The organism is Clostridia bacterium (assembly GCA_036562685.1).
Taxonomy (GTDB): domain Bacteria; phylum Bacillota; class Clostridia; order Christensenellales; family DUVY01; genus DUVY01.
The window spans coordinates 17,344-29,894 of the sequence record DATCJR010000062.1 but is presented as its reverse complement, the minus strand read 5'-3'; the positions used below and the strand labels follow the sequence as shown (position 1 = coordinate 29,894).

At 35.5% G+C, this 12,551-nt stretch carries 11 protein-coding genes and 3 tRNA genes; 2 read left to right on the top strand and 12 right to left on the bottom strand.

The genetic code is table 11. The annotated features are described in order from the left end of the window. Positions 1-154: 154 nt before the first annotated feature. The 4 genes from VIL26_02905 to VIL26_02890 all read right to left on the bottom strand — a co-directional run bounded on the left by VIL26_02905 (position 155) and on the right by VIL26_02890 (position 6,029). The gene (locus VIL26_02905) at positions 155-2,491 is read right to left on the bottom strand and encodes a SpoIIE family protein phosphatase (protein HEY8389888.1); all 2,337 of its coding nucleotides are present in this window, start codon (positions 2,489-2,491) and stop codon (positions 155-157) included. A 171-nt stretch (positions 2,492-2,662) separates the two neighbouring features. After that, positions 2,663-3,475 (bottom strand): rhamnulose-1-phosphate aldolase, encoded by an 813-nt coding sequence (gene rhaD, locus VIL26_02900; protein HEY8389887.1) that lies wholly within the window; start codon positions 3,473-3,475, stop codon positions 2,663-2,665. Between the two features lie 3 nt (positions 3,476-3,478). Further along, a complete protein-coding gene (locus VIL26_02895; protein ID HEY8389886.1) occupies positions 3,479-4,720 on the bottom strand; it encodes an L-rhamnose isomerase in 1,242 nt (413 codons plus the stop codon). Next, a complete protein-coding gene (locus VIL26_02890; GenBank protein ID HEY8389885.1) occupies positions 4,713-6,029 on the bottom strand; it encodes a rhamnulokinase family protein in 1,317 nt (438 codons plus the stop codon). Before VIL26_02890 ends, VIL26_02895 begins: the two co-directional genes overlap by 8 nt. A gap of 120 nt (positions 6,030-6,149) precedes the next feature. Here VIL26_02890 and VIL26_02885 point away from each other — a divergent pair, with 120 nt between their 5' ends. After that, complete coding sequence (locus tag VIL26_02885; GenBank protein HEY8389884.1) at positions 6,150-7,115, top strand: AraC family transcriptional regulator; 966 nt, start codon at positions 6,150-6,152, stop codon at positions 7,113-7,115. Positions 7,116-7,126: 11 nt separating this feature from the next. Here VIL26_02885 and VIL26_02880 read toward each other — a convergent pair whose 3' ends face one another. After that, positions 7,127-9,415, bottom strand: coding sequence for an ABC transporter permease (locus VIL26_02880; protein ID HEY8389883.1), 2,289 nt, complete (start codon positions 9,413-9,415; stop codon positions 7,127-7,129). Between the two features lie 4 nt (positions 9,416-9,419). Then, positions 9,420-10,118: an ABC transporter ATP-binding protein gene (locus VIL26_02875; protein ID HEY8389882.1), complete on the bottom strand. Its 699-nt coding sequence runs from the start codon at positions 10,116-10,118 to the stop codon at positions 9,420-9,422. A gap of 182 nt (positions 10,119-10,300) precedes the next feature. Here VIL26_02875 and VIL26_02870 point away from each other — a divergent pair, with 182 nt between their 5' ends. Next, on the top strand, positions 10,301-10,903 hold the full coding sequence (locus VIL26_02870; protein HEY8389881.1) for a hypothetical protein: 603 nt from the start codon (positions 10,301-10,303) through the stop codon (positions 10,901-10,903). A gap of 209 nt (positions 10,904-11,112) precedes the next feature. Here the strand turns inward: VIL26_02870 and rpsR are convergent, their stop codons facing one another. The 6 genes from rpsR to VIL26_02840 all read right to left on the bottom strand — a co-directional run bounded on the left by rpsR (position 11,113) and on the right by VIL26_02840 (position 12,438). Then, positions 11,113-11,382 (bottom strand): 30S ribosomal protein S18, encoded by a 270-nt coding sequence (gene rpsR, locus VIL26_02865; GenBank protein HEY8389880.1) that lies wholly within the window; start codon positions 11,380-11,382, stop codon positions 11,113-11,115. 15 nt (positions 11,383-11,397) lie between these two features. Then, positions 11,398-11,799, bottom strand: coding sequence for a single-stranded DNA-binding protein (locus VIL26_02860; GenBank protein HEY8389879.1), 402 nt, complete (start codon positions 11,797-11,799; stop codon positions 11,398-11,400). A gap of 12 nt (positions 11,800-11,811) precedes the next feature. Continuing rightward, positions 11,812-12,096: a 30S ribosomal protein S6 gene (gene rpsF / locus VIL26_02855; protein ID HEY8389878.1), complete on the bottom strand. Its 285-nt coding sequence runs from the start codon at positions 12,094-12,096 to the stop codon at positions 11,812-11,814. An 81-nt stretch (positions 12,097-12,177) separates the two neighbouring features. Further along, positions 12,178-12,253, bottom strand: a tRNA-Val gene (locus VIL26_02850). Positions 12,254-12,280: 27 nt separating this feature from the next. Beyond that, positions 12,281-12,355: transfer RNA gene (locus tag VIL26_02845), tRNA-Glu, on the bottom strand. Positions 12,356-12,361: 6 nt separating this feature from the next. Continuing rightward, a tRNA-Met gene (locus VIL26_02840) sits at positions 12,362-12,438 on the bottom strand. Between the last annotated feature and the right edge of the window lie 113 nt (positions 12,439-12,551).

The window sequence follows — 12,551 nt, the reverse complement described above, 5'->3', positions numbered from 1 at the left end:
ATATAAAACATTTCCTTAGCGGATAAAGTGAACTTGACATTTAGCTTTTCCATAAAAAACCTCAAGCTTGATTATAACATAAAAATTATTATGTTTACAACAAATACCTTGTTGTAAAAAACAAGGCATTAAAAGACCAATTTTTTTAGAAGTTTTAAAACAAAGGGAATATACGGGCGCAGATAACTGACATATCGTCATGAGGCGCGCTTTTGTCCGCTTTTATGCAATAATTCATAATTTCGTCTGCCAAAACCTGCGGATTAGAAGTATTGACTGACTCAATAAACGCTTTGTAGTTCTGTTCGTCTCCAAAGACATCGGTTACGCCGTCTGTGGACAAAATTATCATATCGTTCGAGTGAAGAAGCTTTTTGAATACCATGGGTTTAGTTTCTTCCAAAATACCCATAGGCAAAGTCCCGCCTGTTATTATTTCGCTTTCGGTAGAATGCTTTATAATTCCGTAAGGGGCGCCTAGTTTGATAAGGTCGCAGGTGCATTCTCTTAAGTTAATGACGCAGATATCAAGCGCCGAAAAACTTTCTTCGCCTGTATATGCCAAGAACTTATTTACGCTTGACAGAATTGTCATATTGTCAAAGCCCGCTTTATAAAAATTTTCTACCAGCTGTAAAGCGGTGTTTGATAATCTCTCCGCGCTTTCGCCTGAGCCCATCCCATCGCATAATGCCATCAAGAATTTGTCGTCATTAATCTTTTCAAAACTGTGTCTATCTCCGCTTATAGTATTGCCCGCCTTAGGTATGCATGCCGAACCAAATATCACATCATAAGGTGGAACGGTTTTTAATGTTACTATATTCCATTCTTTATCCTTATCTTGTTCTTCACTTACCATAGTCATTTTTTTCTTCAAAACTTTGGAAGTTATGTTTTTTAGATTTTCAATATCATAGCTTCCGTTCATCAAGACCATTTCAGCGACTACTCCGCCTGTCCGTTCTTGACTCAAAATTACTTCTTGACAGATGATATCGTTGTATGTAAGCTCTTCTGTTATTGTGCGTTCGTTGTTTAGGTCAAATGTTATGCCTTGCCTTGTTTCTTCTGCTATGCTTAACATCATTTTGGAAATTCCGCCAAATTGCTCGGCAACCAACACTCTTGAAATGTCTAGGTTTTCCATAACCAAGTTGTTTTTCTTATATGCGTTTGTCATTTCGTTGATGATATTAATCAAAGTGTTAATCTTTTCGCATCTGCTGGTTAGAAAAGTCGGAATATCTATTATAGTAGCGCGGCCTTTTTGAATAGCTGGTCTTAGGATATCTTTAAAACTCATCAATATATCGTCTTTTCGTTCATAGCATTTAGGATAATTGGCGCAAGACGAACACAGCTTTAGCGGGATTTCGTCGGACATAAGATCGACTGTTTTTTCTAAAGGCGTGCAGCCTCTTACAGTAGTCCGGAATATTCTGTCCATATCAGAAAAAATACGGCTTAGCTCTTTTAGACGCTTATATAACTGTTCTTTTCCCCGATTGACAATATGGCGGGCGGCAAGCGTAGAACTTGCCCCAACAAACATTTCTCTTATTCTTAGCAAGGCGGATTTTGGCAAAAAGACAAAACATAGCCCCCCCAAGCCTAAAACCAAAACTGATATAAAGCTGTATTCAAAGTATGAGTTAAAATATAATCCGAAAACTATATCAGTCAAAACTGTGCTGGAGGCGGTCATAATTTTGGATATTTCTACAAACAAGCTTGCAGTCAAAGCCATTGTAACGAAAGAAGCGACAAAAGTTATATCATTGGTCGCAAACGCTATTCCAAGCCCGCAAAAAACGCTGTATCCGCAGGCAGCTGCACTGCCTAAAGAATAAACAATTATCAGCATAGTAAGGCAAAAACACGCGCGCGCAACCGCATCTCCAAAATAAGAAAAAGATGCAAGCCCGTTAAAAAATGCTATAAAAAATATTGCGATACACGCAAGATCGTTTTTATTGAGTCTGTATTTTAGGCGTCTTATCAAAGTGCAGTGACATACAGTGATACATGCATATAAAAAAACAGAACCAAACAAAAGATTAAGTATCGCGTTTAAGGAATTATATCCAACTTTGAAGCATACATATAAATAGCCGGCTTGTCCAACTAAGGCATAAACAAATAACAGCGGCAAAGATATAGTTCTTTTTATTTTGGAATGAATAAGGCTAGAAAAAAGCATTACCGTAGCGATACATACACTGCTTATCAAAGTGTTTATTGATAAATCTATAATTATATTGGCACCAATATATAAAAAAGAAAGCACCAAAGCATTTTGGTTAAAAAACACCAAAGCCGCAAAAAATCCCCAAGCGAAAGGACGCAACCCTTTTATTTCGGCGCGCGATAAAACAAGCAAAATAAAAAAGTAAATAACATATTTCAAAACGATATTTAATTTGGTTTTTGAGGCTGACGGCTTTTGAATTAATTCAAATGTGCGAGGTGTTTTTAAACTTTGCTGCATGTTTTCCTCCCAAAGACAAATAAAAAGAATATATGAAAAAACCAATGATATGCAGATAACAATCATATAAAAATTTTTTTGCATAATCTTTGGGCTTTTGTCAAAAAATCAAAAAGCAAGGCAGGTCCATAAACGGACCTGCCTTACAATGATTGGGAAGAACAAATAAAATTAATTGATAAAGTCTTTGTTATAATTGAGTTTAAATGCTTCAGCCACGTCTTTTAGCTGTTCATCAGTTATAAGATTTTTTAACGGCTGAGAGCTTGCAATCATATAGAGTTGTGCGGCTTTTTCCACAGTTTCTATAAGTCCGAAAGCTTCGTCCAGACTTTGTCCTGTTCCAAAGATTCCGTGTGCGCCCCATAAACATAGCCTGTATTGCTTCATTTTGTCAGCGGTCAATCTTCCTATTTCGGGAGTTCCGCAAACCATCCAAGGCAAAACTCCGATTCCTTCAGGGAATACCACTATGCATTCGGTACATACTTTCCAAATCGAGCGAGTAAATTCTCTTTCGGTCAATTCATGTACTAAGGACATAGCTACTGTGTATGTAGGATGACAATGCAAAACTACTCTGTGTTTAGGATCAATTTTCAGTCTTTCAATATGGCTCATAAGATGAGACGGTAATTCGCTTGTAAAACTGCCGCCGTCAGCAAAGCCCCATAACAGTTCGGCATTGTTTCCGTCTTGCGCTATTCTTATTATGCCCAAGTTGGTCTCAGGATCATATTGCACATTTTTAAAATATTTTCCCGTTCCAGTAACCAAAAAATATTTTCCTGCCAAATTAGATGCATCAAAATTTAACGGAATAGTGCGAAGGACTTTTTTTGTGTTAAGATATGTTTTTACTTCGTCTTCTTTTAGAATATAGCTCAAGTTTCCGCCGTTTCTTTCGTCCCAGCCCAGTCTATACATATTGGTCAGCAGTCTGACAGTTTGAACCAAAAAAGGTGCTTTGAGTATTTTTTTCATTTTTTAGCCTCTCTTTGATAAAACATTATTTTCGTATTCTACAATATCATTAAACCAATCTTTTCCGTTTTTGATGCCTTCGCGGTCGCAAAACTCCTGCCATACATCAGCAAAAGGCAAAGTTTTGAGTTCTTCATTAAGCATCATAAGTTCGGTAAACTTTGCCTCGTCTTGCAGCTTTTGCAATTGATTATGCGGGCTAAGAAGTGCAAGCAATAAAGCCTTTTGAACATTTCTTGCGCCTATAACCCATGCTGCTATACGGTTAATGCTTGCGTCAAAATAATCCAATCCTATCAAAACTCTGTCTATTGCGTTGTTGCGGACTATTTCTTTTGCAATTTCTTTTAATTCGTCTTCCAATAAAACTACATGGTCGCTGTCCCATCTTACTCCGCGTGTTATGTGAAGCGCTACATAGTCTGAAAATGCAAGCAGACTGGGGATTTTGTCTGAAACTGTTTCGGTAGGATGATAATGTCCGTTATCTAAAAGACAGCAGATATTATTTTTAGCCGCATAATTCATATAAAATTCGCTGCTGCCTACGGTATAGCTTTCCAGTCCTATTCCAAACACCTTGCTTTCTACCGAATCGATGATGTATTTTTTATCGTATTTTACAGAATATATTTCGTCTAAGCTTTTCTTAAGTCTCATTCTTGGCGATAATCTGTCAGCAGGAACATCTTTGTATCCGTCAGGAATCCAGATGTTGCACAGGCACGGCGTTCCTAATTTTTCACCTATGTAAGCTGCAATTTTTCTGCAAGCCTTGCCATGCCTTACCCAATATTGACGGATTTCTTCATCAGGGCTTGATAAGGTAAGACCGTCTTTTACCATGCTTGACGAAAAGAATGTAGGGTTAAAATCAATGCCCAGATTGTTTTCTTTGGCAAATTCTATCCATTTTTCAAAATGCTTAGGTTCTAGCTTGTCTCTTTCCGCGGGTTCATCAGTTATTGCATAGATAGCGTGAAGATTAATTCGCTTTTTGCCTCCTATCATAGAAGCGGCTTTTTTGAAGTCCTGCATAAGCTCTTGATAATTTCGTGCCTTGCCCATGTAATTGCCTGTGGTCTGAATGCCACCCGAAAGAGCTGTGTTGGTTTCAAATCCATTAACATCATCGCCTTGCCAGCAATGAATAGAAATAGCAATGTTTTTCAAAGTGTTGATTGCGTATTCGGTATCTACGCCGTAATTTTGATAAATTTCTTTTGCGTATTGGTAATTACTCATTATTACTCCTCATTTGAATTTTTATATTTCCCAAAGATGATGCCTCTATGGGAAGAGCTATTATTTTTTTGTTTGTGTATTTTTGTGTAAGTTCATTTAAGTATTGATTTTTTGCGCCGCCGCCAACTATATACAAGCTGTCAAATTTGTGCCCAACGTTTTTTTCCAAATCGTCAATCGCAACTTTATAGCTGTAAGCCAGGCTATGATAGACACTGTTAAGAATATCTGCAGTGCTTTGGGGAATAGGTATTTTATGCTCGTTGAAATATCCTATGATTTCTTTTGTTGTATTTTGAGGAGCGTAAAATCTATTATCGTTGACATCAAATATTTCTGTAAAATTGCTTGTCTTAGCTAGATCAACCATTTGGGCAAAATCCAAATTTTCAATTTCTTTTTTAAGACATTGAACAATCCAAAGCCCCATAATATTCTTTTGATATCTTGTATATCCCACTCCGCCTTCATTGGAGTATCCTGACATCTGGCTGTTTGAGTCTGTTATCGCTTTTTCCACCTTAATACCCAAAAGAGACCATGTGCCGCTTGAAATGTAAGGGGCGTTTTTGGACATGTCTATGCTTTCTACTGCACTTGCAGTGTCGTGCGTAGCGCAAAGTATTACTTTTGTTTGTCCGCCCACTTCTTTTGCAATTTGAGGTTTTAGATCCCCGATATAATATCCGGGTTGCTGCAAGGGCATTTCAAATAATTTTTTGGGCAAGTTTAGCTCGGATATAATTTTAAAATCAAAGTTTTTGGTATAGGCATTAACCAATCCTGTAGTTGTAGCATTGGTATATTCTTTTGATTTTTTGCCTGTAAGAAGATACATAAAAAATTCAGGCAGCATCAAAAAGTCCGTAACGCCCTCTAATCTGCCTTTTTGATAATCATCATATAATTGATAAATGGTGTTGAATGGTTGAAAAGCTATTCCAGTTTTTTCAAACAACTTATCAGAAGATATAATGCTGTGAACTTTTTGGATAGCATCATTTGTTCTTGAGTCGCGATAAGCATAACAAGGCATAACCTCTTGATCGCCTTTTAGCAATACATAATCTACGCCCCATGTATCTATAGACAGGCTTTTAATAGTCTTGTATTTTTCAAAAGCGATTTTTATACCTTGTTTGATTTCATCAAATATGCGTTTTGTATTCCAGACAAGATGCCCGTCTTTTTCATCCATTCCGTTATAAAATCTGTAAACTTCGTCTGTTATGTATTCATCGCCTTGTTTATGGCATACTATATGTCTTCCGCTTGAAGCGCCGATATCAATCGCCAGATAACAATTCATAATACCCCTTTTCTTTTAAAATTTATTAATTTAATCATAACAACAACACAAGGGTAAAACAAGGTCTTGTTTTTGGCAAAATTATGTCTTGATTTAACTTTTTTGTGCTAAAATATAATTATGGAACAATATCTTATTAAAAAGTTAAGTGAAATTACTGAAGAAGAAAAATTATTGCTTCAAGGCAATCAATCTATAAATCAGCGTCCTCATATTTTAAATAACTCGTTTTTAATTTCGGATCAGCAATTATTAAAAAACAACCAAACCATAGCAATAAGCACGCACAGAAGATTTGCGGATTTTCCGCTTCATACTCACAATTATGTCGAGATGATGATAGTATGTTTGGGAGAAATAACTCATGAGATAGAGGGCAAAACGGTCAATTTGAAAAAAGGCGATTTGCTTGTCATGAACAGGCATATAAGCCATTCTATAAAAAAGGCTGAAAAAAACGATGTAGGAGTCAATTTTATTATTTCCAATCAATTCTTAAGTGGATTATTAGAGGATGTATCCGATAATTTAATAATTAAACATTTTATAGAAGAAAATATAAGAGAAAAAGGGTTAGGGCAATTTTTGGTCTTTAAGACCGCGGGACTTAAGCCTATTGAAAATTTGATAGAAAATCTTATTTATATGCTAATTAATAACGAAATCAACACCAATATAATGCAAAAGACTGTAGCTCTATTGTTTAACCAGTTGTCAATTTATCCTCAGACCTTGGTTAACTCACCTTTATCCAAAACAGAGAACCAAAAGCAAACGATTATACGATATATCAAAAGCAATTATAGAAATGCATCTTTAAATGAACTAGCTTCCAAAATGTATCTTACCATGCCATATCTTAGCCGGTTAATTAAAGAACTCTTTAAAAAAAGCTTTTTGGATCTATTGCAGGATTATCGTTTTGAATTAGCCAAAAAATTTTTGCAGGACACTGATTTGTCAGTAGGGCAGATAATCAATAAGGTAGGCTATGAAAATTACAGCTATTTTCACAAGCAGTTCAAAAATCGGTTTGGATTAAGCCCGCATCAGTGGCGAAAGACCAGACAGGCATATTTACAATAATGCTGTAATAGCTACTGTTCGCTGTTTTTTAAGGCTTCGCCGATAGGAACTTTGGAAATTTTTTTGGAAGCTACTAATCTTGACAGACCGTAAACAGTGCCTGCTATTACAAAAGCTATCAATGCGGTCAACCAGGAAATATAAGGATTGACAAGAACATTCATGCCTTGAGTGAAGCGGTTTAAAATATAACCTATAAAACATAGATCTAGCGGATAAGACAATATAAGTCCGGCGGCGGCAAAAAGTATTCCGCCGTTTAAAATAAGTCCGTTAACTTTTCTAGAGGTGTAGCCAAACATCTTGAACAAGGCTATATTATATTTGTTTTCTTCTAAGATTAAGTCAACCACGATGTGCACTAAGATTATCGCGACCACAATCGCTGAAAGCCCTATTATTGAAATAGCTGTAATCAAGGCTCCGGTTACTTGGTCGATTGTTTTGGTCAGATACTCATATATGTCTGTATAAACGGTGTTTTGCATTCCGTCTAATTTTTTATCACTAATGACAATGTTATATATATTATCTACCTTAGTCCTGTAATGAGAATTAAACTCTTGTATCAATAGTTGCTTAGGCAAAAAAATCACATCGCCCAAAACATAATCAGTAATTATATCAACTTTAAATTCCCAATTATCAAAAGGCAGACCTTTGTGAATTATTTTAATTGTATCGCCCTGTTTTATTTTTAGGTGTTTGGCGACAGAATAAGAAACAGCCATTTTAGAATAGTCAATAGTTTTTTTGGTCTTTTTATTATGCTGTACTATGCTTTTTGAGCCTTGGTCCATAAACCTTAGCGATGTTTTAAGATACTTGTTGCCCTTTTGCACTAAGGCCGTTGATTCAAAATAATCTTCGCCGTCAACATTTTCGCTAAACTGAATATTTGCGCCATAACTATATATATTTTGATAATGAAAGGTGTTTTTGATTTCGGTATCGATATTATTAATAGAGTCAAATATACCTAATCCCAGCATTAAGAGCATGCCTGAAATTACCATTCCCAAAAATAAAATAAAATGACGTCCAAAATTACGCAGGATATCTCTAATAAAAAATTTTAAGCGGAAATTGAGTTTATCGATTTTTATTGATTTTTCAATTTTTGAAACTTTAGCACGTCTGCCCTGACCTCTCATAAGTTCAAGCGGCGGCTGTTTTAATGCATGCAAAGTTACAAAAAACGTTACAGGAAGTATTATTAAAAATGCGATTCCAAAAATTATTAATAGATCGAACGGATTATAAGAATAAACTATAATTGGAAGATTGTATCTAGTGATTTCAATCAATGAAATCGCAGGAGATAACGAATATCCAATAAGCCCGCCTGTGATTGTGCCTAAAGTTACAAGCAAAAAAGGCAAAAACATATAATGCAGCAATAATTCTCTTTTTCTGTATCCAACTGCATAAAAAGTTCCCATTATATTTTCTTCACCTATTAGTTGGCGGTTTAAGATGATCGCAAGCATAAAAGACGCCACAAGCAAAATAAAAATCGGTAAAATCTGACCTATTTCTATAAAGCCCGAAATGTCGCCTTGCGCATTTGTAACACGACCATTAAGTTCTCTTTCCACCCAATTAATAGTCCTGTAACCTTTTGCTAAAAGGGTGTTTTTGAAGTTATTAAAGATTTGTTCTTTTTGCTCTACATCAAGGTCTTCATTTATGCTTGCAAGATATTCTGTTTTATATGAAATTTCCCAAAAATCCAGATTAGGAGTAATCACCAGTCCAAAGACATCTGAATCATTGATTACATTGTTTTCTTGAGATGAAACCGTGATGTAATCAGGCAATGCAAAGAAACCGGTGATAAGCGCGTTTTTTCCATTTATAGAAATATAATCATTTAATGAAATTTTGTGATATTTTGCAAAACTATAATCTAATAGGATTTCATTTTGATTCTTTGGATCTTTACCTTTTATTAGCTGATAAAGGTTTTGTGTTTTGGTGTCAGAAAAAACTCTCAATGTGACGCCATCATTTTTTATATCAGCATAATATCTTTCTTCAACCGTGTCAAAATATTCATTCAAGATTTCTTTGTCTTGAGTATTTAATCCATTATTATTTTGAATATCAATTATTTCAAAAGATACATCAGCCAAATTGTTGTTTTCAAAAAAATTATCTAGACTTTTTTGGATGCTGTAACCGCTTGTTCTAAAAGCCGTAAAAAGAGCGCTTGAGAGGATAATAAGGATTATAGCACCCAAATACCTTATCTTGTTAAATCTTATTGTTCTTAAGGATTTTAAAAACAAGAGTTTCATATCTTTACCACTCTAATTGATCAGGGTTAAGTACATTATCATTTAAATCATTTTTGATTATTTCGCCGTTTTTTAGCATTACAATGCGGTCAGCCATTTTAGCTATTTCACTGTTATGAGTTACCAGCAATATAGTGGTATTGTATCGTTTATTGATATTTCTAAGAAGTTTTAATACTTCTATTGAATTTTCAAAATCCAATGCGCCTGTGGGTTCATCACAAATAAGCAGTTTTGCGTTTTTTACAACAGCTCTTGCTATTGCAACTCTTTGCTGCTGACCACCGCTTAGCTTGGATGGAAATTTATTTTTTTGGTCAAGTATGCCTACGCCCTCCAAAACCTCGTCAATATTCAAAGGATTTTTTGCTATATGCGAAGCGACTTCTACATTTTCTTTTATGGTCAATGACGGAATAAGGTTGTAAAATTGAAAAACTATTCCGATGTTTTGGCGTCTAAATTCGGTAAGAGCATTGACTTTCAGGTGTGTTATTTCTGTTCCCATTATAGTAACACTGCCTGATGTCGCTGAATCTATTCCGCCTACTATGTTCATAAGCGTAGATTTTCCCGAACCGGAAGGGCCTAAGACAACGCAAAATTCTCCCTCAAAAATCTCCAAATTAATTTTTTTAAGGGCAAAAAAATCTTGTTCTCCAGAATGATAAACTTTTACTAAATCATTGACTTTTAACAAAATACTTTTTTCCACAACTAAAGTATATGGCAGAAATTTTACAATTGATTGTCAGTTTGTATGCAAAAATTTAAAATATTGCATATAAAAACGCGATTAAACTCAAATTTTGACCAAAACTTGCTTTTGTTTGCTTTAGTAATTTGCTATAATTATTACTAACAACGCATTAAACAGGACATGATATGAACGCCAAACAAATCAAATATTATGATAAAATATTTGAATTCGGGCGAGTTGACCCTTTGTCCGAACCCGAAAAGGTATATGAATTTTTTACCTTTTTGCTTGAGCATGACTTTGAGCAAGCAGGCGAGATATGGGAATATCTGTTAGAGTCCAAAAAATCTGCTTTGCAAAGTTCTCAAGTTGTCATATCTATTGTGGATAAAGTGTTGTTATTGTTTGTTGAAAAATCTGCCCAAAAAACTACAAAGCTATTAATAGAAAATCCTGTCATTAGAAATGCTGTTTATCAGCTTTCTGCTAATGCAGACAGTGAGTTTACGTTGTCAGTTGTTTGCAATATTTTGCTTGGCGGCAAAATTGAAACAAGCGAAGACTTTTTAAAAGCTTTGCAAAAAAACACAGCGTTAGAATGTGAGTTTTCGGGTGTGATGAGAGAAATAATTGACAATGTAATAGAGGCTTTGAGAACAAAAGCAGCTCAAAAAAACGCGCCTGTAAAAATGCAAAAAAAACTGGCAACATGGTTAATGTCTTATGTGTCTAAGGTAAAAGGGGCGCAAAAAGCAATCTTAGCCCAAAAGATAAAAGAAGTTACCTAAAATTTTGCTTATTATCTAACCCCTCATAAATTCTAAAAGATAAAGTCCCGTTTTTTTTAAACGGGCTTTATCTTTTTATTATGTTTTTGTTGTTATAAGATTTTTATGATGAGAATAAAAAAATTAATCGAAAAAGAAAATATTAAAAAAAACAAAAAAAGCGAAAAGAAACTCCTTTCGCTTTTTTTAAGATTGATTTTAAATTATTATTAGTCAGCCTTATAGGGCAATAATGCCATTTCTCTTGCACGCTTAATAGCCAAAGACAATTCTCTTTGATGCTTAGCGCAAGTGCCAGTGTTGCGTTTGGGCAAAATTTTGCCTTTTTCAGTAATAAACTTTTTAAGATGTGCAACATCCTTGTAGTCTATGGGTGTCTTTTCAGTGCAGAACACACATACTTTCTTTTTTGCAACTCTATAAGGTTTTTTTGCAGTTTTTTCTTCTGCAGGTTTTACAGTTTTTTTCTTATCTTCCATTTTAATTCTCCTATACTAAAAAGGCAGATCGTCGTCTTCAATAGGCGGCGCATCTTTTATGCTCTTTTTTGGCGTGTTTTCTTCAAAAACACTGTCTGATGATGATTTGGGGGACAAAAATTCTACATCTTCTGCCACTATATCGGTAGCATATTTTTTGATACCGTCTTGCTCATAGCTACGAGTTTGCAGATATCCGCTTATACCGACCTTGGAACCTTTTTTTAGGTACTTGTGACAGTTTTCAGCCAATCCTCTCCAAGTCACGATGTTAAAGAAATCAGCCTGTCTTTCGCCGTCAGACCCTGTATAAGGGCGATTAACAGCTATAGACATACGGCAGAAAGGAATGCCGTTTGAAGTCTGTGACAACTCAGGATCACGAGTGAGGTTTCCGATTAAGATTACTTTGTTCATAATAAAAACCTCTTAGTCCTGTTTTACTATTATGTGTCTCAAAACTTCGTCCGAAATATTCATTTGTCTTCTGATTTCTGCAGGTAATGAGGAATCGCCGGTAAAACTCATGAGAACATAATATCCGTCGTTTTTAAACTTGATAGGATAAGCTAATTTTCTAACGCCCCATTTATCAAGTTTGTCAATAGTTCCGCCTGCTGTAGTTACGATAGAAGAAAACTTTTGGATAGCAGCCTCTTTAGCGGCATCGTCAATTTGTGCTGACAAAATATAAAGTACTTCGTACTTGTTCATTTTTTCACCTCCCGGTCAAATTTGGCTTTGCATGTTGAACGACTGCAAAGCAAGGTTTAATATAAAAATACAGCTGTCAATTGGTGGGAGCTACAGGGATCGAACCTGTGACCCTCTGCTTGTAAGGCAGATGCTCTCCCAGCTGAGCTAAGCTCCCGAGTATTGACAGCCGCATTTAAAAAAATGGTGACCCCAAGGAGATTTGAACTCCTGTTACCGCCGTGAAAGGGCGATGTCTTAACCACTTGACCATGGGGCCATAACTTGGTAGCGGCAGACGGACTCGAACCATCGACCTGTCGGGTATGAACCGAATGCTCTAGCCAACTGAGCTATGCCGCCGCGTGTAATATATTTGGTTTTTGATGTCCGTTTAAAAATAGCTTTATTAGTATATATTATTACCGAAATCTTGTAAAGAGTTTTATCGGTCTTTATTGACGAAATTTTTAACA

Coding starts and splice junctions, on each gene's coding strand:
- VIL26_02905 (HEY8389888.1), bottom strand. CDS start 2,491: ATGCAGCAAAGTTTAAAAACACCTCGCACATTTGAATTAATTCAAAAG.
- rhaD (HEY8389887.1), bottom strand. CDS start 3,475: ATGAAAAAAATACTCAAAGCACCTTTTTTGGTTCAAACTGTCAGACTG.
- VIL26_02895 (HEY8389886.1), bottom strand. CDS start 4,720: ATGAGTAATTACCAATACGCAAAAGAAATTTATCAAAATTACGGCGTA.
- VIL26_02890 (HEY8389885.1), bottom strand. CDS start 6,029: ATGAATTGTTATCTGGCGATTGATATCGGCGCTTCAAGCGGAAGACAT.
- VIL26_02885 (HEY8389884.1), top strand. CDS start 6,150: ATGGAACAATATCTTATTAAAAAGTTAAGTGAAATTACTGAAGAAGAA.
- VIL26_02880 (HEY8389883.1), bottom strand. CDS start 9,415: ATGAAACTCTTGTTTTTAAAATCCTTAAGAACAATAAGATTTAACAAG.
- VIL26_02870 (HEY8389881.1), top strand. CDS start 10,301: ATGAACGCCAAACAAATCAAATATTATGATAAAATATTTGAATTCGGG.
- rpsR (HEY8389880.1), bottom strand. CDS start 11,382: ATGGAAGATAAGAAAAAAACTGTAAAACCTGCAGAAGAAAAAACTGCA.
- VIL26_02860 (HEY8389879.1), bottom strand. CDS start 11,799: ATGAACAAAGTAATCTTAATCGGAAACCTCACTCGTGATCCTGAGTTG.
- rpsF (HEY8389878.1), bottom strand. CDS start 12,096: ATGAACAAGTACGAAGTACTTTATATTTTGTCAGCACAAATTGACGAT.